We start from the raw sequence: 21,813 nt of genomic DNA on the forward strand, positions 1-21,813 counted from the left end.
ACTGGGGAATGCGGGGGTGATCAGCGCATGGCCGCGTGTGCGGCAGGCGGCAGGGACTGGAGAGAGACGGTGGAACGGCAGGCGACTTCGAGGCGGACGAAGCCCTGTGAATCTGCATGTGCGGTGTAGGGGCGGCCATTTTCGAGGTAGGCGCACTGTCCGCGAGGCTCAAAACCACCCAGGACGATCTCCACGGGGCGGAGGTCACGCACCTGGAAGGTGGCGCGGCCCGGTGTCAGCTCAAAGAAGGAGACGGCGGTGCTGCACTCCGCGAGGTGAATGTGCTGAGCAGGCCTGTCTTTGGTGAGCACAAGCTCGGTGCGGGCGCGGCCCATGGTGTGGATGTAGAGCTGGCCCTGATGCACATTGTAGCCTGAAACCCCCTGGCAGCGCGCCATGTCTGGCAGGCCGGCGGTCACGGGCAGCCTCAGGGTGCGGCATTCGCCTTTGTTGAGGATGATCCAATGATCTGGCGCGGCCCGGAGAATGCGGGTGTGCTGTGCGTCGCGAACGCTGGCTGCATAAGCCGCCGCAGTCATGGCGTGCAGGGGCTGCTCTGAGCATGCGGCGAAGGTTTTTTCGAGCGAGGCAAGGCCTGCGGCGGTGCGCACATCCGCAAAGCTGCAGCGAATGGCGAGCGGTTCCAGGCGAGGGGGATTGCGGGAGCCGGAGGGGCTGGAGATGGGGTCAAAGCCAGAGTGCGCCGGGAGGCTCTCGACTTTCATGGTGCGGCAGTAGCGCAAAGCTTCCGGGGAGGGGGCTGCTTTGGCGGGCCAGAGCATGAGGCTGACCTCCTTGCCAAGGGGCAGCAGGCGGCGGTGGATGTAACTCATGGAGCCGGCGATTTCGCGCTCCATGTCATGGCGTGCGGAGCTGGCGCGCTCATTGAGCGTGCTGGAGATGGCGATGCCGGGGGTCCACTGGGAAGGGCGGGAAAAGGAGTTCGAAGCGGCCTGGACCTGAAGCATTTCAAACATGCTGCGGGCCACGTGCTCCAGCCGTTCTGCTTCGCCGGGCTTCTGACCGGGCAGCCAGGCGCGCAACTCGGCCTCGCAAACTGAAACGGTGATGGGCAGCAGGCTGCGGCCGATGATGCGGTCACGCATGACTTCGGCGCAGAGGGGAAAGCCGGGCAGTGTGGAAGGGGTGGAAAAGCCGGTGCTTTCGATGTGGCTGTAAAACACCTGGCGTCCGGTGCGGGTGGTGGTGTCCGGGACCGGAAGGCTGCGGTCTGTGCCAAGCCATTGGGTGAGGAATGCGGGAAGATCGAGCTGCGCAGTGGCGGCCTGGGCAGCCGGGTCCACCCAGGCTCCGCCCCAGCTGGAGAGGAAGGCCTGGTCAAAACGATGAGCTGTACCCATGGCATCCTGGCCATGGAGACCGAGAACGATGTGTGCGTCTGCAGGGGCTTCAAGATCGAGAAAGCCGAGCGTGTGTGAAGTGATCCTGGAGTTCACGCGCAGCAGGGCGGAGTCCATGGCAACGACGTTTGTTTTGACGAGGCGGGCCGCAGGGCGGGCGCTGCCGCCGAGGCCGAGATGCTGCATGGCAAGCTGGCGTGCTGTGTCGTCCGTCCAAGGCATGCCGGTGAGGAGCAGCGGGATCCTGCGGACACGCAGCGAAGGCAGCCAGGCGGCGAGCGTGCGTTGCTGATCGGGACTGAGCACCAGGCCGGAGTCGAGAATGACGGCGGCGAAATTGTGATCTGCGGGCAGAAAGGAGGCGCCGCTTGCCTGGCGAAAATCGAGCTCGCAGCCGAGCCATTCGAGCGACTGGCGCATGAGGCGAGAGGTGAGGGTGGATGCCACAGGCGGCGACTTTTCGCCGACGTGTTTTTCATCCCAGCCATGCAGCACGAGGACGCGGCGGGAGGCTTCCTCCCAAGGACCCAGGTTGACGCCGGTGAGCGCCGTGGTGGTGACGAAAGGAAGGACCCCGAAGCTGGTGAGGCGCTGAGCGGCTTCAAGGCAGGCGGCGCGGTCGTCTGCCGAGGCGTACTCTACAGCGAAGACACGCATGCCCTGCATCTGCACTGTGCGGATGAGGCGTGTGAGACGCTGAGCCTCTGCAAGAGGCGTCCAGTCTGCGGCGCCGTTTCTGCCTTCGCGGGTGTAAACGCCGAGGGCCAGAAACCCGCTGGCGAGGTGCACGGCCTCCACGCCGAGTGCGAGACGGAGGTCGAGCAGGAGGTGCTTGTCGGGATAGCGGAGGCGCAGGGTGGCGGCGAGCGAAAGGATGGCGCTGCGGGCTGCGGGAGTGGCTGCTTCAGAGCCGAGGCTGAGGACGAAGCCGTCGAAGCCTTTTTTTGCTGCGGGATCGGCAAGTGCTTCGACCACCCAGGAGACCCACTGGGGGGCTGCAGGATCGACAATGCGGGTTTGCTGGTCGGAGGCAGAGGGCTTTGAGGCCACCTGGCGCTCCAGGCACTTCATCGCGGCGTGAGATCCGTTGCGGAAGTGGGCCACATCCAGCAGTGCATAGTAATGATTCCCCAGGGCATGGCCGGGCTCCATGTCGAGCTCTGCCTGCGGGTTCAAAACGGAGAGGTCGAAGGCGGCGAGGGAACGAGGATCTGGGCGCTGAGACTGATCAACAAACAGGCTGCGATAAGCCGGCAGATCCATCGCCACGGCTGAGATGCTCGTCAGTCCCAAAAAGCCGAGAACGCGGAGTTTCGACAGCAGGCGATTCAAGGAGCGCGTGAACTGTGAAGTGAGTGATGCGGGGTGCATGACAAAGGCGTTGGGCTTTCAGAACTGCGAACGCCGTCATGATAGAGTTTCAATAATTAGAAGCAATGCGTGAGGCACTGGCTTACAAACAACTTACCCGCCTTACACAATCCAAAAATCAGTCGCCAAACAGAGCGTCGCGGGAATCATGACGAGCATCATGAACCGTTCTCCTATCCGCAGTTTTGCCGAGGGTATTTTGATCGACCAGCCGTGGGGGAAGCTCACCTGGCTGGCATCGAGGGAAATGGGCAACTCCACCACGATGACCCTTGGGCATGTGATCATCCCGGCGGACCAGACGAACCCGAGGCACCGCCACCCGAACTGCGATGAAATCCTGCACCTGCTCAAGGGCAGGCTGGAGCACAGCCTGGGGGATCAAAAGTTTGTGCTGAATGCGGGGGACACGATCTCGATTCCGGCGGGGCAGTGGCACAATGCGAGGGCGCTGGATGGCGTGGATGCGGAGATGATGATCTGCTTTTCTTCAGCAGATCGAGAGACGGAGTTTGAGGGGTGATACCATGAACCGTGGTAAATGGGCGCTATCTCGCTTCGGAGACCCGAAGGTTTGTGGAGGTGCGGACAGTGGGGATCGCAGAGTGTTGAGGGATCGTGACAACCCGTCTCCTCCAGAAGACCTGCGTGAGGCATCCTGCTTTTCCCGTGGAGCTGGGTGTAAAACAGACCCGTTTTCTACCAGGCATGCTATGACTCAGTCGGGGGCATCAAACAGGCCATAAGTTTTCATGTCCTTGGATGTATCACCTCCAATATTCCAGCGGCAGTATTTTGTGATCTGAAAACCACATGTGTCGAGAACGGCCCGGATACGACTGCCTCGAAAGGCACTGAAAGTCACCAGCGCATGCTGATTTCCATTTTTGATCACCACTTTGAGAGTGGGCAGAGGCCATTGGTAAAACCGCAGCTCGATGACTTGAGTCGGCGTGAATGCCAGTCTTGCTCCCACAGCCTGGATCTCAATCCTGCCGGGACTCCAATGAAGTTTACCAAGCGGCCAGCTGCTTCGGGTCTGTCTATTCGGCGTCCAAATCTCAGCCGAACCTCTCCAAGATGATGGGCATTCCAAGGGGGCCATGGTTGTTTCACCCCTTGGTCACCACTTCGTCGAGGTTGAGGACGAGATTGGCGACCATGGTCCAGGCGGCGAGTTCGGCGGGGTTGAGCTTTTCGTCGGGCTTGGATTCGCCGTAGGTGATGGCCTTTTTGGCTTCCTCGGGCTTGGCAGTGTAGGCGGCGAGTTCCTTTTGGAAGGACTGGAGGATGAGTTCGGCCTCCTGGGCGCTGGGGTAGCGGCCGGTGGCGGTACGGAAGAGGGCGGTGATGCGGGCGTCGGTGCCGGTGTTTGCCTGCATGACGTGCTGGGCGAAGTTGCGCGCGGCCTCGAAGAACTGGATGTCGTTCATGAGGGTGAGGGCCTGGAGCGGGGTGTTGCTGCGCTCGCGGCGCAGGCAGTAGCTCTCGCGGTTTGGGGCGTCGAAGGAGGTCATGTTGGGCGGCGGGGCGGTGCGCTTCCAGAAGGTGTAGAGGCTGCGGCGGTAGAGGGATTCGCCGTGGTCCTGGATGTAGTTGCGGGTGTTGCTGCCGCCGAAGCCGACGGGCTCCCAGATGTTTTCGGGCTGATAGGGTTTGACGCCTTTGCCGCCAATTTTGGGGCTGAGCAGACCAGAAACGAACAAGGCCTGGTCACGCACGGCTTCGGCATCGAGACGGAAGCGAGGGCCGCGGGCGAGGAGGCGGTTCTCCGGGTCCTTTTGCAGCGCGAGATCGGGGCACCGGGCATCCTGCTTGTATGTGTGGGAGGTGACGAGCAGGGTGACGAAGGCTTTCATGTCCCAGCCGTTTTCGCGGAAGGTGACGGCGAGCCAGTCGAGCAGTTCGGGATGGCTGGGGGGCTCTCCCTGGGAGCCGAAGTCGTTGCTGGTCTTGACAAGGCCGGTGCCGAAGAACTGCTGCCAGAGACGGTTTACCTGGACGCGAGCGGTGAGGGGATGCTGAGGGCTGACGAGCCATTTGGCGAGATCGAGCCGTGTGTAGTCGGCCTGTGCGGGGAGAGGTGGGAAAATGGCCGGAGTGCCACGGGTGACCTTGTCTTTCGGCTTGTCATACTGACCGCGATCCATGACGAAGCTCTCACGCTTTTCCGGCAGGTCTGCCATGATGAAGGTGGCGGGGATGACATCATCCAAGGTCTTTTTCTGTGACTCGAGAGCGAGCTTTTCGGCGCGTGCGCCTTCGACCAGACTGCGAGCCCCCTGATATTCATTTTCGAACCACCACTCCTTGAGCCGTGTGGCGTCTTTCTCAGACCACTCGGCAGGTTTTTTGCCGCGCACGAGTGTCTGCAGGTCGTTGGGGAGTTCGGCGACACGCTTGCCCTGGTTTTTTTCGATCCACTTGCTCCAGGACCACTGGGGGTCTTTGGCGGGATCGACGCGTGAGGTCATGGCGAGGCGGTCCCAGTAAACGGTGCCGCCGAACTGGGTGAAGGCGTAGCCGGTCACCTTGATGCCGGGCTTGAGGCCCAGGCGCTCTGCCGGCACTTCGAGCTTCACCCATTCGCCTGCTTTGGGAAGCTCACCCATCTGCACTTTTTCAGGGGTGCGAACCTGCCCGAAGGGGATGGCCCCCTCCTGGCCCCAGACAGCGCGGTGATTCCAGCCGGCGGTGTGGAACTGGAGCATGATGGCCTTGGGCGGATTGGCGGGGTCGATGTAGCACTGGACGCTGATCTTGCCGTTGGGCGGAATTTCATACTTGGCGCCATTGGCGAAGAAGTCCTGAGCGACACCGGTGGCGGTTCGTTTGAGAGCTGCATTGCCGCTGAAGACAGGGCCCTTGTCCTTGGTGATGAGCTGCGTGGGCTCACCTGAAAAATCGGCTTTCACGGGGAAGGCATCTTCAAACCAGACGAGTTCGCTGGTCTGAATTGGAGGAGCGGGAGTCTGAGTGGCGGGGTCGGTATAGTTGATAGTTTGGATGGCGGCGCGAATCTTCGTCTGAGCCGCGGCGATGTTTTGATCCAGCTCAGCGAGCTGCTTTTTCTGCTCGGCGGTGCTCAGACGCAGGATGGGTGGGGTGAGGAGGATGTTGCCATCCATGGCGGGATCTGCGGCGCTGTTGAAGAAGGCGTAGAGAGAATAAAACTCCTTTTGTGAGATGGGGTCGAACTTGTGGTCATGGCAGACGGCGCAGCCAGCAGTGAGGCCCATCCAGACGGCGACGGTGGAGTCCGCACGGTCCACAGCGTAGCGGAAGATGAACTCTTCATTGATGCTGCCGCCTTCGCTGGTGGTGACGTTGCAGCGGTTGAAGCCGGAGGCGATCTGCTGGTCCACGGTGGCGTTCGGGAGGAGGTCTCCGGCGAGCTGCCAGATGGTGAACTGGTCGTAGGGGAGGTTTTGGTTGAAAGCGCGCACGACCCAGTCGCGGTAGGGCCACATGCTGCGTTCGTTGTCGAGGTGCAGGCCATGGGTGTCTGCGTAACGGGCGGCATCGAGCCAGTAGCGGCCCATGTGCTCTCCGTAGCGTTCGGATTTGAGCAGGCGGGAGACAACCTTCTCATAGGCGTCAGGGGAGGTGTCTGCGAGAAAGGCGTCGATCTCCGCGGGCGTGGGTGGCAGGCCTGTGAGATCGAGGGTGACGCGGCGGATGAGTGTTTCCTTGTTTGCTTCGGGGGAAGGAGAAAGGCCTTCCTTGCTGAGCCGTGACTGGATGAATGCGTCGATGCCGTTTCGGACCGGGCCTTTGACCGATGGGGGGGCTGTTTTGACGGGGGCTTCGAAAGACCAGTGTTTCTTGTATTCGGCGCCCTCCTTGATCCAGCGCTGGAGAATTTCCGCCTGGGCTGGTGTGATGTGCTTGTTGGACTCGGGAGGAGGCATCACCTCGTTCTGATCCTTGGTGAGGATGCGCTGAATGATGGAGCTGGCCTCGGGGCTGCCGGGCTTGATGGGGAACACGCCATCGATGGCCTTGAAGGCGACTTCCGGGACATCGAGCCGGAGGTCGGCCTTGCGCTTCTTGGCGTCAAAGCCGTGGCAGGCAAAGCAGTTGTCACTGAGGATGGGCCGGATGTCGCGGTTGAAGTCGAGCTTCGTCGCCGCAGAGGCGGTAGCGGTCAGGAGGGAGGCTGCGATGAAGGCGCGGAGGAGCATGGTCTTGGAGTACGAAGCTCATCCCGCCAGGCTTTCCGTCTTCAGCGGCCAAAGAAATAGCAGGTGGCGTGGAAAAAAACGGGGGCGGCGAAGGCGAGGGAGTCCAGGCGGTCCATGAAACCGCCATGGCCTGCAATGGCGCCGCCCCAGTCCTTCACGCCGCGATCACGCTTGATGGCAGACATCACGAGTCCGCCGAAAAAGCCCATGGTCACGACCAGAGCGGCCATGGCTGCGGCCTGCAGCGGAGAGAACGGGGTGGCCCACCAAAGGGAGGCGCCGAGTGCGGTGGTGGTGAGGCCGCCGCCGATGAAGCCCTCCCAGGTTTTGCCGGGGCTCACGGTGGGAGCGATCTTGCGCCTGCCGCAGGTCTTGCCCCAGACGTACTGCATCACGTCGCTCATCTCGACGACGGTGATGAACCAGAAGAGCAGCTTGGCGCGCTGCTGGGGCCAGCTGGGCAGATCCATCCAGAGGATCGCAGGTGCGTAGCTGATGCAGTAAACACAGATCATGAGCCCCCACTGAATTTTGGAGGTGCGTTCGAGGAAGTTTTCACAGTCACCGGCCAGTGCCGAGCGCATGGGGACAAACAGGAAGGCATAGACCGGGATCAGGATAAGGAACATGAGGTACCAATTGGTCGCCAGAAAGCAGTAATGCAGCGGTGTGATGATGAAGAAGACCCAGAAGAGGGTGCGGTGGTCGGCGGGTCTGGTGGGGGTGAGGGTGATGAACTCACGCAATGCCATGAAGGAACTGAAGAAAAACATCAGGGCCGTGCCGACCGGCCCGACAGCGAGCGCCGCGGCAAAGACGGCCACCATGCCCCACCAAGCCCGGGTGCGCGCGTTCAGGTTTGCGACGGTGGTTTTGGCGGCCTCGGATGTCGCACGTTTAGCCAGAACCCAGCCGATGAGCGAAGCGACGACGAGCAATGCGAGAGTGCCGCCAAGAAGCCAGGACAGAGCCGGGTCAGAGAGGATTTTCATACCAGATGAGGGAGAGGAACGGTCGTTTCGCTTCTTTTGCAAACTGGATTAGGTCATCGCCGTTGTAGGCCACGGATCGTCCTCTTCACATTTTCCTGCTCCAACATGAAGCTCTGCATCATCGGTTTTCTCATTGCCCTGCTCCCGGCGCTGCCCGCTGCCGAACCGACCACGCGCATTTACAAAAAGGTGGGTGAACGTGAGCTCAAGCTCACCGTGGTCAATCCGCCGGACTGGAAGGCGACGGATCAGCGGCCGGCGATGGTTTTTTTCCACGGCGGCGGATGGGTGGGCGGCGGGCCGACTCAGTTCACGCAGCACAGCGAGTATCTGGCGACGCGTGGGATGGTGTGTGTGCAGGTGGAGTATCGTCTGATCAAGAAGGGGGACGCGGGGCCGCCGATTGACTGCGTGCATGATGCGAAGTCGGCGATGCGGTGGGTGCGCGGGCATGCGGAGGAGCTGGGCATTGATCCGAATCGGATCGGTGCCGGAGGTGGCAGCGCGGGCGGGCATCTTGCGGCGTTTGTGGGCATGGTGGAGGGGCTGGATGATCCGCAGGACGATGTGAAGATTTCGCCGAGGGCAAACGCGCTGGCCCTGTTCAATCCCGTTTTTGACAACGGGCCGGACCAGGGCTGGGGATACAGCCGGGTGGGGGAGCGCTACAAGGAGTACTCGCCGGCGCACAACATCAGCGCCGATGACCCTCCGGCGATCGTGTTTCTGGGCACGCAGGACAAGCTGATTCCGGTGGCGGTGGTGGAGCGTTTCAAGGCAAACATGGAAAAGGCAGGCGTGCGCTGTGAGGCGATCTTTTATGAGGGGCAGGGGCATGGTTTCTTCAATCCCGGCAAGGGTGGCAAGATGCAGTTTTACTACGAGACTTTGCTGGCCACGGACAAGTTCCTGGTCTCGCTGGGGTGGCTGAAAGGAGAGCCCACACTGGCCAAGCCTCCGGAGATGTGATTTTGACCGCCCTGGCATGAGTGTGAAACGGGAGGCCGCTGCATCCATGCGCGAGCAAAGTGCTTTCGTTGCAGGACCGTCATTGACAGGGGGGGGATTCCATCGCTAGACAGAGAACTCCAACCTGTATGAATCTGCCGAACAAACTCACCCTCTCACGCCTGATCCTGACGGCGGTGTTTGTGGTGTGTTTTTACATCCCGTGGTCGAACACGGTTTCGCTGGCGCTGATCATCTTCGGCATTGCCTCGGCCACAGACTATTTTGACGGGCAGATCGCGCGTGCGCGCGGGATCGTGACCAACTTCGGCAAGCTGTTTGATCCGCTGGCGGACAAGATCCTCATTGCCGCAGCTTTTGTGCTGCTGTCCTCGGACAAGGGCATTCCAGAAGCAGCGCGGATGCCTGCGTGGATCACGATTGTGATCCTGGCGCGTGAGTTTTTTGTGACCGGGATACGGCTGGTGGCGGCGGGGCAGGGGGCGGTGCTTTCCGCGGAAAAACTGGGGAAGCACAAGATGCTGTGGCAGATTTTGACGGTGATCTATTTCATGATGCGCCGCGCATCTGAGGAGCCGATCTTTGGCTTCACACACCCTGCGTTTACGGCGAATCTGGAAGTGGAGCGTGTGGTGGCTTCAGCCTTGGTCTATTTCACGACATTGCTGACGCTGGTCTCCGGATTTAGCTACTTTTGGAAGAATCGGCATTTGTTTGACGATGCCTAAAGCTTTCCCACCCAACCTGATGCTATGAACGCAGAACAACAGCTTGCCGCCCTCGGTCTCACACTTCCTCCAGCACCACCACGCGGGGGGGTGTACAAACCCGTCGTGATTGTCGGGAACATTGCCTATGTGTCCGGTCACGGGCCCTACCTGGGAGAGGGCGAGTACCTCATTGGCCGTGTGGGCATGGATCTCGATCTCGAAGCGGGCAAGGCGGCAGCAAAGCAGACAGGCCTGGCCTTGCTGGCCACCCTGAAAAGCGAGCTGGGCAGCCTGGACCGTGTGAAGCGCGTGGTGAAACTGCTCGGCATGGTCAACTGCACGGCGGACTTTGGTGATCATCCGAAGGTCATCAACGGCTGCAGCGAGCTTTTTGGCGAAATCTGGGGCGAGGAGTGCGGCATCGGGGCACGCAGCGCCGTGGGCATGGGCTCGCTGCCGGGGAACATCGCCGTTGAGATTGAGGGTATCTTTGAGCTGCACTGAGCCCCGGGAGACCAGCGCCTGCCGGCAGCCAGACTCAGAACCAGCATGATCCGAGGCCCAGACCGGTGCCCCAGCTAAAGGGCTGCCCAAAGCCGTAGCCACCGCCCCATGGACGGTTGGTCCTGCTGCAGATGGACGAAGGGCTGCGGCTGTAGTACGGGCTGCTGAAAATGCTGTTCGAGTAATAGGGGTGCAGCTGGTAGGAAGCAGGATAGCGAGCTGGGTAGCTGCCAGCGCCTGCATACCAAGGGCGGATGGAGTAGCTGCGCGTCCCTGTGTGAGCACCGCGGATCACATAGTAATAGTGGTCACGGTTGGAGCCAAGGGTGCTGGCTGCGAGATCTCCCAGCGGGCCACGGCCTATGGCGGGGTAGGGGGTGAAGGTGCCGCGATACGGGCCTGAGCTATTGTAGGCGCAGGGATACTGGCAGGCAGTGAGGGTCAGTGAAAGACCGGCGAGCAGAATCACCAGAGATTGAAGAAGCGGCTTTTTCATGGCGAAGGAGTGCAGGCTTGAATAGCGCACCAAATCCGTCCCACAGGCAACGCCTAAACCTCAGCGCCTCTCGGGTATAATTTCGCCCGGATGGAGTGGTTCTGAATTTTATGGACAAGCCGCCCTGAAAAACTTCAGCAAACTTAGAATTCCATGAGCTGGATGGGCATGCTGTCTCTCACCTTTTTGTCCGGAGGTGTGCTCATGAGCTTTTCAAACTGCGATGCCCATTCGCGAATGGCAAACTTTGCCTGGCCGGTGGGAGTCAGCTCATTGGGAAAGAAGAGGAGCACCGCCATTCGGGTCTCTTCCTTGTCAGCAAACTCGAAGACGGATTTGCCGGTCTTTGGCTCGGTCAAAACTCCTTGAATGGCGATGGCAGGGCGTGCCGATTTTCCGACGATACTGCCGACGGGAGTGAACGGCACCGGGATCGCCATGTCCAGCGCCTCCCGCACGACCAGTCCCGAGTAGGTATTTGGCTCCCACTCAATGATCGAGAGCTTCAATGTCATGGCGTCTTTGGAGGGCGCGTCGACAACGGTGTAGCGAGATTTTTTGTTCGACTTGAAAGCCTTGACGAATCTATCATGCGTATAGCGCACCAAGTCCTTCACCTTGGAATCACGCCGCTCCTTGCTGAACTCCATGAGCGCAAATTTTTGAGTCGAAGCCCGCAGCTCATCAGAAACCACGGGGGCGATGTAGATCGACTTCACCTTCTCGGCAGCCGCCAGAACTTTCTTGTCGGTACTCCACCAGTTGCCAAGAAAAGGGGAGCGTTTGCGGTCTTCCTTGAGTTCCTTGGCATGAGGCAGAAAAGCCGTGGGCTTGACGTCAACGGCCACCACCACGCTTTTGGCACTACGGCAGGAGATCATCATCCAGGGGATGAGCAGGAAAAGGGTGGCACGGGTCAGTATCATGGAACTGTAGGGGGATACGTTTGAGAGAGGCGAATGGCAAATCTTTCATGCTTTAGGCTCAACACAAACTTCCCCGCAGCATTTGCACCAGTCATGGGGGGGTGTTAGCTTTCCGGCCCAGTCATGCAGTGCGCCGGCAATTCCGCCGCGCTCCGCCTGATCTCTTCCTTCCAATTTTATGGCATGGCTTTCCTCTCTCGGTTCCTTCGGTGAAATCCTCCGGTTCATCATCCTCATTTTGGAGGTGGTCCTCGTGTTCAACCTCATGATTGTGGTGCATGAATGGGGCCACTTTCTTGCGGCGCGCTGGCGTGGTCTTAAGGTGGAAAAATTCTACATCTGGTTTGGCAAGCCGCTCTGGAAGAAGACGATCAATGGAGTCGAGTACGGGCTTGGCAGCATACCGGCGGGCGGCTTTGTGGCCCTGCCGCAAATGGCTCCTATGGGAGGACTCGAAGGGGAGACGAGCCAGGAGGTGCTGCCGCCGATCACGCCGCTGGACAAGGCCATCGTGGCTTTTGCAGGTCCGCTGTTCAGCTTCATGCTGGCATGTGTGTTTGCGGTGGCGGTCTGGAAAGTGGGCAAGCCGGAGAGTGAATCCCACGCCACATCTGTCGTGGGCTATGTCCTCAAAGACAGTCCGGCGTACAAAGCGGGCCTGCAGTCCGGAGACAAAATCCTCAGCGTTGATGGTGCGCCAGTGAAACGTTTTGAAGGGCTGGTGGACAGCGTGCGCTGGGGTGTGGTGGCGAGCGAAGGCGAGACGATTGCGATTGAAGTGGAACGTCCTGGAACGGGGGGGATGAAATTCAACGTGGATCCGAAGGCCTGGCCCAAGAGCGAGAAAAAGGAGGAGCCGGTCTCCTGGTGGCGCGCGATTTTCAAAAGGCCTGAGCTGCGTTCCATCGGCCTCGAAGGCCAGATGACGCCCATGGTGGCGGGAGTGGCCAAAAACAGCCCTGCAGATGAGGCGGGCATTCTGGCCAACGACATGGTGCTGAGCGTGGATGGCAAGACACTGCGCAGCATGGGGCAGCTGAGTGACTACATCAAAGCCAACCCTGGCAAGACGATTGTGCTGGGCGTCGAGCGTGCTGGCAAGGCCCTCCAGGTCTCCGTGCTGCCGCGGATTCCGGACAAAAACAATCTCAAGGAGGTCACGGAAGATCACCAGGAATACCCGATGGTCGGCATCACCTGGGATACGGAAGGGAGACGCGTCCCCCGGCACATCAGCCCCTGGGAGCAGATCAGCGATGCTGTGAGGCACATGGGCAATCTGGTTTCCAAGCTGCTGTCTCCCAAGTCTGACCTGAGCCCGGCGCACATGAGCGGCCCGGTCGGTGTGGGGCGCCTGTATTACAAGCTATTTGAGCACCCGGACGGCTGGCGCCTGGTGCTGTGGTTCAGCGTGGTCTTCAACATCAACCTGGCCATCCTGAACATGATGCCTTTCCCGGTGCTGGATGGCGGGCACATCACCATGGCGATCGCGGAGGCGATCCGCCGCAAGCCGCCGCAGGGGAGGATTCTTGAATACGTGCAAACCGCCTGCGCTCTGATGCTCTTCGGCTTCATCATCTTTGTCACCCTCAAGGACACCGGGGACATTTTTGGAGGCGGTGGCAAAGAGGGCAAGGTGCTGAAGATTGAGTGGCTTTCCAAAGAACAACGCGCCGCCGGGGGCGCGTGATTTCCGCCGCTTATGCGCGTCCTGATCCTCGTCGAGAACCTTCCTGTTCCCTTCGACCGGCGCGTCTGGCAGGAGGCCTGCGCGCTGCGTGATGCAGGGCATGAGGTGACTGTGGTGTGCCCGCAGATGCGAGGGTACACACAGCCGGAGGAGGTGCTGGAAGGCATCCAGATCTACCGGCACTGGATCAGCGGGGAAGCGGGATCACTGGGCGGCTTCATAGCTGAATACGTTTCGGCGCTTTGGGGGGAGCTCAGGTGTGCTCTCAAGGCCTGGAGACGTGGGGGCTTTGATGTTATTCACCTGTGCAATCCGCCTGATCTGCTGTTCCTGATCGCGCTGCCGTTCAAGCTGCTCGGCGGGGTGAAGGTCATTTTTGATGTGCATGACCTCTGGCCGGAGATGTTTGAGGCGAAGTTTGGCAGGCGTGGACTGATGTACTGGGCGGTGCGCATCGCGGAGCGGTGCACGCTGGCGCTGGCGGATGTGGTGATCGCCACCAACCAGAGTGTGCTGAGCGCGGTCAAGCGGCGTGGCAGGCTGCGCGATGAGCGCGCATTCGTGGTGCGTACGGCGCCGAGCCGCATGAACACCGCCGCGGAGCCGGATGAATCGTTGCGTGCCGGAAAAAAACACCTCGTTGGTTACATCGGAGTCATGGGCAGCGCAGATGGCGTGGACTATCTGGTGAAGGCCGCCGACCACATCGTCAAAAACCGTGGGCGCAGAGATGTGCAGTTTCTGCTCATGGGCTCCGGGCCTGAGCATGCCGAACTGGTCGCTTTGCGTGACCGGCTGGGTCTGCAGGACCACATCAGCATGCCAGGGAGGGTCAGTGACGAGCATCTGTGCCGCGCCTTGCGCACGATGGATCTTGGCGTCGCCTGCGACCCGATCAACGCCTACAATGACCACTGCACCATGAACAAGGTGCTGGAATACATGGCCTTCTCCAGGCCGATGGTGATGTTTGGAACCGTGGAGGGCCGCTATTCAGCCGGAGACAGCGCGGTGTATGTCATGGAAAACTCCGCGGAGCAGCTGGGGGATGCCATCCTGGAGCTGCTGGACGACGAGCCCCGCCGCCAAGCCTTGGGAGCTGCGGGGAATGCGCGACTGACACGCGAGCTGAACTGGGGACGAAGCGTGGAGGAGCTGCTGGCGGCCTATCAGAGCGCCTAAAGGCCTTTCTAGTGAATATTTTGCCCGGTGAAGCCTAGGGTCTTGCCAAAACGCCTCCGCGTTCTTAAATCTGGAGCATGCAACAGGCGAATGACCACGGGGGGGAAGCCGTTCATTTCGAACCCTTCATCCCGCCATCAACCGAAGAACTGGATGCGTTGATTCCCAGCTACAAGTTCGTCCAGTTTATCGAACGCGGGGGCATGGGCGCCGTTTACAAGGCGGTGCAGAAAAGCCTGAACCGCATAGTGGCGGTGAAACTGCTCCCCCTGGTGAACCGGAACAAGGAGAGCTTTGCGGAGCGCTTCAAGCGGGAGGCACATGCGCTTGCGCAGCTGAATCATCCGCACATCGTCGCTGTGCATGACTTTGGCGAGACAGCCGACGGCCAGATGTACTATGTGATGGAGTTCGTGGCCGGAATGGATCTGCAGCATCTGCTCAGGAGAGATCCGCCGGAGCCCAAGCAAATCCTCAAAATCATCACCCAGGTGTGTGAAGCGCTGCAGTTTGCCCATGAGCAGGGGATTGTGCATCGAGACATCAAGCCGGCGAACATCCTCGTCGATGAGCGAGGCAATGTGAAGGTGGCTGACTTTGGGCTGGCGAAGGTCGTGGGGCCGCAGTCTGTCGATTACACTGCCACAGGCATGACGATCGGGACGCCGGACTACATCGCGCCTGAAGCGCTGGATCAGACCAAGAACATCGATCACCGTGCCGACATCTACTCCCTGGGGGTGATGATTTACGAGCTTTTCACGGGGCATGTGCCCAAGGGAGTGTGGGAGCCGCCGTCGATTCGTTCTGGTGCGGACAAGGGCATCGACGCCGTGGTGAGCAAGGCGATGCAAAACAACCCCGAGAAGCGCTACCAGCATGTGCGGGACATGACCCAGGTGCTGGAAAAGCTTTTCAAGAACAGCGACAACTGGAAGAATTTCCGGCGTCCCTCCAGAAGTGATCTGGCCGGTACCGCAGGAGCGGCGGTGAGAATACCGACAGGTGCGGATACGATCCGGATGCCGCAGCGGGGGCAGCCGAAACGCCGGCTGGTCTGGGGAGCAGCCGCAGCGATGGTGCTGGCCGGAGCGGCTGGCATGGTGTGGCAGGGAGGCTGGCGCAATGACGGGCAGAGCCGTGAAACGACTGCAGGTTCATCGGGGGAACCAAGCCGTGAGGTCGCAAGTACGGTTGCACCTGAACAGATGAGGCTGGCGGAATGGGTTCTTGCACATGAAGGCTTTTTGAATGTGAAGACCGCATCCAGCCAAGAAGAGCTGATGGGAGGACGGTTTGACATTCAGAACGCGGTGGAAATACCGAGTGAGCCTTTCACCGTCTGGCGGGTGTCGCTGAGCACGGTGCCGATCAAGCTGGAAGAGGATTTGAAGGTGCTGACGCAGCTGGCGCTTGAGGCGGGGACGGTCACCAATCTCTGCCTGCGTGGAATGGAGGTTCCGGTTTCGGCGCTGGCCTATCTCACCTCCCTGCCGACCCTCAAGAACCTTGATTTATCCTCGACCTCTCTGGTGACAGACGACTCGATCCAACACCTGGTCGCGTGCAGGTCTCTGCGTGCGCTGCGGATCAGCAAGAACCGCCTGGCTGCAGGGGACACGATGATGGAAAAACTGGGTGTCATGCTGCCTCAGTGCAAGATCATAAGCTCCGATTAATTCTGCCCCCCATAAACTGACATGAGCAAGCCTGCTGACATCCCGATTGGAACTGCCGATGGAAAAACTGCGCGCCAGCATTCCAGGCCAGCTGCGGCAAGTCCGCAGAACAAAGGTGCGGCGGCGGTGAAGCAGTCTGCCGTCCCGGGCTTTCCCAGCCCGATGGCTGTGATGGCAAGCGGTGTCACCGCAGTTGCGACGGGGCATGTGGCGCCGGCAGCGGGGGGCAGAAGGAGAAAGGCGCGCTCATCCAAGCCGCGCCTGCTGTGGATTGGCGATGCCCTGGTGCCGACTGGTTTTGCCACGGTGACGCATGCGGTGCTAAATCATCTGCGACATGAGTGGGACGTCATTGTGTCAGGGGTGAACTACAACGGTGCGCCACATGAGCTGCCCTATGATGTCATGCCTGCCTGGCAGGGTGGCGACATGTGGGGAATCAACCGCTTCAAGCATCTGTGCACCGAGTTTGACCCTGCAGCAGTCATCATCAACAACGACTGGTGGAATGTGGCGGAGTTTGCCAAAGCCGCACCCGACGGAGTGTCCATCATCGGGTACATGCCGGTGGACGGCGGGAATCTCGACACGGCGGCAATGCTGGAACTGAACCGGCTGCATGCCGCCGTGTGGTACACGGATTTTGGCCATCGTGCCGCTGTGGCAGCTGGCTTCACGGGGCTGCGGCATGTGATACCGCATGGCATTGACACGAAGCTTTTTCAGCCCCTGGGCAAGCCCGAGGCGCGGCTGCAACTGGGGCTGAGTGTTCCTCCAGATGCTTTCATCGTCGGCAACATCAACCGCAACCAGCCGCGCAAACGGCTTGATCTTACGGTGCAAATTTTTGCGGCCTGGGTCAAGCAGCACGGCATTGCCGACGCCTATCTGCTGCTGCACTGCGCCCAAAAGGACACGGGATGGGATCTGCGCCGTGTGGCGAGCTACTACGGTGTCAGCGACCTTCTGATCCTCACAGGGGCTGAGGACATACGAGACCTGCAGGATGTGAGCAGTCTGAGCTGCATCTACAGCAGCCTCGATGTGCAAATGACCACAACTCTGGGCGAAGGCTGGGGGCTGACCACGATGGAGGGAATGGCCTGCGGCATTCCACAGATTGTGCCTGCGTCTTCCGCGCTGGGCGAGTGGGCGAGGCCGGCGGTCAAAATTCCATGTTCGCGCACGCTGATCCATCCCGAGATCAACACCGTGGGGAGCCTGGTGGACGAAGAGCCTTTCGTGGCTGCTTTGCAGTCGCTTTATCAAAGCAAGGATGAACGAGGCCGTCTTGCCCAAGAAGGGCTGGGCTATGTGCGAGGTGATGCCTTTCGGTGGGAAACTGTGGCGCGGCAGTTCCAGGCGCTGCTGGCTGCTGCCCCACGGCAGGCGAAACGGCGGAGGGATGCGTCTGAGAGCGCCTGCAGCAGCATGGCATGATGGCTGGCGAGCGTGGCCCCGGGTTGCAGCCGGGGCGCCCTTATGCAGAGGTCTGTTTTTTGCGGCATCTCCGCCAAGGAGCTGTCACGCATGCCGCAAACTGTGTTAGGCTGCCGCCGCATGAAAATCGCTTTCGTGGGAGCCTCTGGCTATGGCAATGTGGGGGATGACACCTATCCGCTGGTTTTTGCCCAGCAACTGCCGGAGCATGAGCTGGTCATCTACAATTCGGATCTTCCCAGGGCGTTGCCGGAAGATCTGGACATGCTCGTGATGGGCGGAGGCGGGATTTTGTACAACCATGGCAAGGAAGGTGATGCGGCAGGACTGTCCCCGCATTTTTGCTGCATGAGGTTTTACATGGACGAGGCCATCAGGCGCCGCATCCCATGGGGATTTCTCTCCTGCGGATTTCAGTTTCAGTTCAATGGTGAAGAAAATGATGCTGCCAGGCTGAAGCCGTGGGCTCCTTATCTCGGGCAGGCGCATTTTGTCACTTTGCGCTCGCGTCGCTGCGTGGGCATCGCGCAGGAGCTGTGCGGGCGTGAGGATGTGGTCTTTGCGCCAGATGCAGCCTATCTTTACCGGCCTGGAGCGGCGGCGTCTCAGGGGGATATGAGATCCATCACCCTGGTCCCTGCGGGGGCCGTCAATGCAAGGAACGCGCTGACAAACCACTACCTGCGGCAGTTTGCGGGCAGCGGCATGTCGATGACGTGGCTGGGAATGGGGGCCCCGGCGGACAATCATGCGTTGCTCGCTGAAGCGGCGGAGCGTTTTCCCCAGGCGCAGATCATCGCCTCACCCGGACCCCGGGCGGCGTATGAAACCATCGCTCGGTCACGGTTGGTCATCACCGGACGCTACCATGGCATGGTTTTCGCCCGCGCGTGCCGGGTGCCGTTTATCACTCCGGTGGATGCGCCCTACAAGATACGCATGGAGAACCTGGACGAAGACATCAGCGCCGCAGCCACGCACTTTGAAGTGCTGCGCCGCCATATCTCCGGATGATCACCAGCGGTGCAGGAACTCCGCGAGTTCGGCTGCATCCATCTGCGAGTACTCACGTCCGAGCGTGCTGGCCCGGCTCATGCCAAAGGCATAGTCCGTGGGCTGAGTCACATCGTGGTGGTTTGCGGGGTAAAACACCGCCACCGGTTTGTTTTCAAACCAGGCCGCCTGCTGCAGGCTGGACCAGCTGCCCACGTAGGCACGGCTCTTCTTGATGAGGTTCAGAGTGGCAGGGACGGATAGGCTGTCGAGCACGGTGATGTTGCCGCCCTCCAGAGAGCGGGCATCCTCCACAGAATGAATTGTTTTTCCCTTCATGCCGGGACGGAAATAACTGCGTGTGACCACGAAGACCCGGCAAGGAAGCGTGCGCAGGACCTGAGCTGCCTTTTCGATCAAATCTGGCGGCAGGGAGCGGTAGGACGCATTGCCCGCGAAGGGTTGAAACACAATGTGCCCTTCTGAAGCGACGTCATCCGGCGCGTCGAACACCGGGACATGGCCGTTGGCAGGGCCGCGTATCAGCTGGGCGTGATCCACTCCGGCAAAAGCACAGAGCGCGCGGTTGATGTCCACACCGCGCAGGCCTGCGTTGAAGAACTCCTCATATTTATGCGCGAGATCGTAGAGAATGAAATTTTTTGCGTTGCGATGGTGGCGGAAAATCTCGATCGAGTACGGATTGTGAGAGGCCAGGATCACGGGCATCGGCTGCGTGGTCTCGCTCAGCACGCGATAGGCGGCATTCTGGTAGCAGACACGGATCACATCGCCAAGACCGGCGGCAAAAAGGGCGGCAGACATTTGTGAAGCAATGGTGCGGGTGCTGACCTTGACAAGGCTCTTCTCACCCAACCAGCCATGAAGATACTCGCCTCGGTCGTTCTTCTTTCCTTGTCCGAACGAGCCGGCTGAGCCGCAGACGCTGATGACGGGCGAGAGGGCGATCGATTCCAAACCCGCAGGCACCAAGGGAATGTGGGCGGCCTCTTCAGCGGCTTGGGCATGCCGGAGGCACCGTTTCGGAAGTGAAGCTAAGGGGGATATCCCTGCGGAGGCGGAACACCTCTTCCGCGCTCCGCAGAGAACTGATCCAACCTAATTCAGATCAAAATTTCAAGCTGCCGCCGACGTAGAAGTTGCGGCCATAGGCGGGTATGATGCCGCTGCTGGTGACGAGGGAGTAGTAGTGCTTGTCGAAGACGTTGTTGAGGCCGGCCATGACGGAGAAGTTTTTACCGACGGGGACTTCGGCGGTGAGATCCCAGGTGGTGTAGGCGGGAATGTCAAAACGGCTGTCGGCGTTGTCGCTGCCATTGTGGCGTGCCATCAAGGTGCCGAGGAAGGCGATCTTCAGGCCGCTCTTGCGTTTGTAGATGGCACCGGTGCGGATGATGTAGGGGGGGGCATACTGCGGGGTGCCGCCGTTGTTCACACCACCGGAGAGACGGGCTTCAAGCAGGGAGATGTTGCCGTAGAGATTGAGGGCGCCGAGGCGCTCGCCGCGATGAGTGCCGTTGAGGGCGTCGAGTCCGCCGATGACATCAAACTGCGCGGCGCCTTCCCAGCCGTAGTTGATGCTGCGGCCGACGCTCTGGATGTTCAGGCCTGCGGTGCCGAGCTTGTCATCGAGATCCACAAGGAAGAAGGAGGTGTCATAGGAGAACCAGGGTTTGGGATTGCCGCGGAGGCCGAGTTCATAGCTCCAGCCCTGGGATGGGGCGACGTCACTGGCCGTGCCACCTGCGGCGGGGATGAGCGACTGGCCGAAGGTGGTGGCACGGTAGCTCTGGGAGATGTTGGCATAGACGGCGGTCTGGTTGCCGAGATCGTAGGAAAGGCCAAGGCCGAAGAGCGGCTGCTTGTCGAACTTGCTGGAATCCCGCTGCGTGGTGGTGACACCGATGTTTCTGACGGTGAGGTCCTGATTGATCATCTCCATGCGGAAGCCTGGCGTGATGGTGAGGCGGCCGAAGGTGAACTTGTTTTCGAGGAAGACGGAGCCGTAGATGACATCGCGGGAGGCGAGGGTGTTGACGGTGCCGATGTTGTCGGTGGGATAGGCTCCGGTGGAGTCCTTGCGCGGAGAGTGGCACATGTAGAACTGCATGCCCGCAGCGAGGGTGTGGTTGCCGCCCCAGAGTTCATAATCGTGGCGGATGCGGGGTTCGATGCCCCAGTTGTAGAACTGCTGCTGCTGGATGGCGGTGGTGGGGCCGGTGACGGTGCCAAAGCTGCCTGCCTGACGGTTGCTCCAGCGGTCATAGGCACCTGCCCAAGTTTTTACGCTGAGCTCGGTTTTGCTGGAAAACTTGTGCTGGAGCTCTGCGCTGGCGACGACACGAGTGAGACGGAAGCGGTCGGTGGGGCGCACGGTCTGATTGCGGTCGGCATTGTAGGCTGCTGCGGTCAGGCCGCCAGGCTCACCGTGGCGGTCAGAGCCGGCATCGAGGGAAAAAATCCAGCGCGTGTCGGTGGCCTGCTGGTAGATGAGCTTCAGGCGGCCGCCATCGACGTTGAAGTCGCTGTTGGCTTTGCGGAAGCCGGTGCCTGAGCGGTGGTTGAACCAGCCGTACCAGCTCCATTTGCCGGCGCTGCCTTCGATGGAGGTGAAGGTGGAATAGAGGTCATTGCTGCCGAAGATGTGCTTGGTCTGCATGCCAAAGAGGCGGTCTGTGCGTGGCATGGAGGAGACGTAGTTCATGGCGCCGGCCGGCTGCGGGCCGTAGAGCAGCGAGGCACCACCGCGGACGAAGTCGATGCGCTGGGTGGACTCCAGCGGCGGTGTCCAGTAGGACTCGGGGTAGCCCTGAGGGTCTGCGGCGATGGGGATGCCATCCTGCAGCATCATGAAGTACTGGGCACGGTCTGGAGAGCCGATTCCACGAAAGCCCAAGCTGACCAGCGGGGTGCTTTCTTCGGCTGTGATCAGGCCGGGCGTCATGGCAAAGGCCTGGCTGTAGTTGTTTGCCTGCACCTGAGGGAGTGCCTGGATATTCAGGGAGCTCGCCTTTTTGCCGGCGTAGATCTTGGTGCCTTCGACGGGAGGAAGGTAGGGGATGATGACCTGCGGCTCAGGCTCGGCTTCTGCGGTGATGGTGATCTCAGGGAGCTGCTCTGCGATTTGTCTGGCAGTCTGGGAACGGCTGTGAGAGGCCAGTGCAAGGAACAGGATGGCGGAAGCGGCGATGATCGGTCCGGGGGAAAGGCGGATGAGAGGAGCGAAAGTCGATGGCATGGGGATGTTGATACTGAGATTCCGTCGCAAGGGAGGGTGGGATACTGAGCGGAA

16 protein-coding genes are annotated in these 21,813 nt (G+C 60.5%); 9 read left to right on the forward strand and 7 right to left on the reverse strand.

The window, feature by feature from the left end:
- Positions 1-20 precede the first annotated feature (20 nt).
- Entirely contained in the window at positions 21-2,732 is a 2,712-nt protein-coding gene (locus ACFQDI_RS16875) for a hypothetical protein (protein ID WP_377168889.1), read from the reverse strand.
- A gap of 160 nt (positions 2,733-2,892) precedes the next feature.
- Between ACFQDI_RS16875 and ACFQDI_RS16880 the strand changes: the two genes are divergently transcribed.
- Positions 2,893-3,255: a cupin domain-containing protein gene (locus ACFQDI_RS16880; protein ID WP_377168891.1), complete on the forward strand. Its 363-nt coding sequence runs from the start codon at positions 2,893-2,895 to the stop codon at positions 3,253-3,255.
- A gap of 589 nt (positions 3,256-3,844) precedes the next feature.
- Here ACFQDI_RS16880 and ACFQDI_RS16885 read toward each other — a convergent pair.
- Positions 3,845-6,916, reverse strand: coding sequence for a PSD1 and planctomycete cytochrome C domain-containing protein (locus tag ACFQDI_RS16885; protein WP_377168893.1), 3,072 nt, complete (start codon positions 6,914-6,916; stop codon positions 3,845-3,847).
- A gap of 41 nt (positions 6,917-6,957) precedes the next feature.
- Positions 6,958-7,908, reverse strand: a complete 951-nt coding sequence (locus ACFQDI_RS16890; RefSeq protein WP_377168895.1) for a phosphatidate cytidylyltransferase — start codon at positions 7,906-7,908, stop codon at positions 6,958-6,960.
- Positions 7,909-8,013: 105 nt separating this feature from the next.
- Between ACFQDI_RS16890 and ACFQDI_RS16895 the strand changes: the two genes are divergently transcribed.
- The 3 genes from ACFQDI_RS16895 to ACFQDI_RS16905 all read left to right on the forward strand — a co-directional run bounded on the left by ACFQDI_RS16895 (position 8,014) and on the right by ACFQDI_RS16905 (position 10,091).
- On the forward strand, positions 8,014-8,877 hold the full coding sequence (locus tag ACFQDI_RS16895) for an alpha/beta hydrolase (RefSeq protein ID WP_377168897.1): 864 nt from the start codon (positions 8,014-8,016) through the stop codon (positions 8,875-8,877).
- 128 nt (positions 8,878-9,005) lie between these two features.
- Entirely contained in the window at positions 9,006-9,605 is a 600-nt protein-coding gene (gene pgsA / locus ACFQDI_RS16900; protein WP_377168899.1) for a CDP-diacylglycerol--glycerol-3-phosphate 3-phosphatidyltransferase, read from the forward strand.
- Between the two features lie 24 nt (positions 9,606-9,629).
- On the forward strand, positions 9,630-10,091 hold the full coding sequence (locus tag ACFQDI_RS16905) for a RidA family protein (RefSeq protein ID WP_377168900.1): 462 nt from the start codon (positions 9,630-9,632) through the stop codon (positions 10,089-10,091).
- A 34-nt stretch (positions 10,092-10,125) separates the two neighbouring features.
- On the opposite strand, the gene ACFQDI_RS16910 is transcribed toward ACFQDI_RS16905, so the two are convergent.
- Both ACFQDI_RS16910 and ACFQDI_RS16915 read right to left on the reverse strand, forming a co-directional pair.
- Entirely contained in the window at positions 10,126-10,587 is a 462-nt protein-coding gene (locus ACFQDI_RS16910) for a hypothetical protein (protein WP_377168902.1), read from the reverse strand.
- Positions 10,588-10,730: 143 nt separating this feature from the next.
- Positions 10,731-11,513: a DUF3313 family protein gene (locus ACFQDI_RS16915; RefSeq protein WP_377168904.1), complete on the reverse strand. Its 783-nt coding sequence runs from the start codon at positions 11,511-11,513 to the stop codon at positions 10,731-10,733.
- A gap of 178 nt (positions 11,514-11,691) precedes the next feature.
- Between ACFQDI_RS16915 and rseP the strand changes: the two genes are divergently transcribed.
- From rseP to ACFQDI_RS16940, 5 genes are all read left to right on the forward strand, one after another.
- Complete coding sequence (gene rseP / locus ACFQDI_RS16920) at positions 11,692-13,206, forward strand: RIP metalloprotease RseP (RefSeq protein ID WP_377168906.1); 1,515 nt, start codon at positions 11,692-11,694, stop codon at positions 13,204-13,206.
- Positions 13,207-13,218: 12 nt separating this feature from the next.
- Positions 13,219-14,388, forward strand: a complete 1,170-nt coding sequence (locus ACFQDI_RS16925; RefSeq protein WP_377168908.1) for a glycosyltransferase family 4 protein — start codon at positions 13,219-13,221, stop codon at positions 14,386-14,388.
- 77 nt (positions 14,389-14,465) lie between these two features.
- Positions 14,466-16,067: a serine/threonine-protein kinase gene (locus tag ACFQDI_RS16930; protein ID WP_377168910.1), complete on the forward strand. Its 1,602-nt coding sequence runs from the start codon at positions 14,466-14,468 to the stop codon at positions 16,065-16,067.
- A gap of 21 nt (positions 16,068-16,088) precedes the next feature.
- On the forward strand, positions 16,089-17,507 hold the full coding sequence (locus tag ACFQDI_RS16935) for a glycosyltransferase family 4 protein (protein ID WP_377168912.1): 1,419 nt from the start codon (positions 16,089-16,091) through the stop codon (positions 17,505-17,507).
- A 120-nt stretch (positions 17,508-17,627) separates the two neighbouring features.
- Entirely contained in the window at positions 17,628-18,521 is an 894-nt protein-coding gene (locus tag ACFQDI_RS16940; protein ID WP_377168914.1) for a polysaccharide pyruvyl transferase family protein, read from the forward strand.
- Here the strand turns inward: ACFQDI_RS16940 and ACFQDI_RS16945 are convergent, their stop codons facing one another.
- Positions 18,522-19,325, reverse strand: a complete 804-nt coding sequence (locus tag ACFQDI_RS16945; RefSeq protein WP_377168916.1) for a hypothetical protein — start codon at positions 19,323-19,325, stop codon at positions 18,522-18,524.
- A gap of 304 nt (positions 19,326-19,629) precedes the next feature.
- A complete protein-coding gene (locus tag ACFQDI_RS16950; RefSeq protein WP_377168918.1) occupies positions 19,630-21,759 on the reverse strand; it encodes a TonB-dependent receptor family protein in 2,130 nt (709 codons plus the stop codon).
- Positions 21,760-21,813 lie beyond the last annotated feature (54 nt).

The sequence above is a fragment of the Prosthecobacter fluviatilis genome (assembly GCF_042655725.1).
GTDB classification, from domain to species: domain Bacteria; phylum Verrucomicrobiota; class Verrucomicrobiia; order Verrucomicrobiales; family Verrucomicrobiaceae; genus Prosthecobacter; species Prosthecobacter fluviatilis.

What these genes read in the sequence shown, in the direction of transcription:
- ACFQDI_RS16875 (WP_377168889.1), bottom strand. Translation starts at nt 2,732, where the DNA reads ATGCACCCCGCATCACTCACTTCACAGTTCACGCGCTCCTTGAATCGC.
- ACFQDI_RS16880 (WP_377168891.1), top strand. Translation starts at nt 2,893, where the DNA reads ATGAACCGTTCTCCTATCCGCAGTTTTGCCGAGGGTATTTTGATCGAC.
- ACFQDI_RS16885 (WP_377168893.1), bottom strand. Translation starts at nt 6,916, where the DNA reads ATGCTCCTCCGCGCCTTCATCGCAGCCTCCCTCCTGACCGCTACCGCC.
- ACFQDI_RS16890 (WP_377168895.1), bottom strand. Translation starts at nt 7,908, where the DNA reads ATGAAAATCCTCTCTGACCCGGCTCTGTCCTGGCTTCTTGGCGGCACT.
- ACFQDI_RS16895 (WP_377168897.1), top strand. Translation starts at nt 8,014, where the DNA reads ATGAAGCTCTGCATCATCGGTTTTCTCATTGCCCTGCTCCCGGCGCTG.
- pgsA (WP_377168899.1), top strand. Translation starts at nt 9,006, where the DNA reads ATGAATCTGCCGAACAAACTCACCCTCTCACGCCTGATCCTGACGGCG.
- ACFQDI_RS16905 (WP_377168900.1), top strand. Translation starts at nt 9,630, where the DNA reads ATGAACGCAGAACAACAGCTTGCCGCCCTCGGTCTCACACTTCCTCCA.
- ACFQDI_RS16910 (WP_377168902.1), bottom strand. Translation starts at nt 10,587, where the DNA reads ATGAAAAAGCCGCTTCTTCAATCTCTGGTGATTCTGCTCGCCGGTCTT.
- ACFQDI_RS16915 (WP_377168904.1), bottom strand. Translation starts at nt 11,513, where the DNA reads ATGATACTGACCCGTGCCACCCTTTTCCTGCTCATCCCCTGGATGATG.
- rseP (WP_377168906.1), top strand. Translation starts at nt 11,692, where the DNA reads ATGGCATGGCTTTCCTCTCTCGGTTCCTTCGGTGAAATCCTCCGGTTC.
- ACFQDI_RS16925 (WP_377168908.1), top strand. Translation starts at nt 13,219, where the DNA reads ATGCGCGTCCTGATCCTCGTCGAGAACCTTCCTGTTCCCTTCGACCGG.
- ACFQDI_RS16930 (WP_377168910.1), top strand. Translation starts at nt 14,466, where the DNA reads ATGCAACAGGCGAATGACCACGGGGGGGAAGCCGTTCATTTCGAACCC.
- ACFQDI_RS16935 (WP_377168912.1), top strand. Translation starts at nt 16,089, where the DNA reads ATGAGCAAGCCTGCTGACATCCCGATTGGAACTGCCGATGGAAAAACT.
- ACFQDI_RS16940 (WP_377168914.1), top strand. Translation starts at nt 17,628, where the DNA reads ATGAAAATCGCTTTCGTGGGAGCCTCTGGCTATGGCAATGTGGGGGAT.
- ACFQDI_RS16945 (WP_377168916.1), bottom strand. Translation starts at nt 19,325, where the DNA reads ATGTCTGCCGCCCTTTTTGCCGCCGGTCTTGGCGATGTGATCCGTGTC.
- ACFQDI_RS16950 (WP_377168918.1), bottom strand. Translation starts at nt 21,759, where the DNA reads ATGCCATCGACTTTCGCTCCTCTCATCCGCCTTTCCCCCGGACCGATC.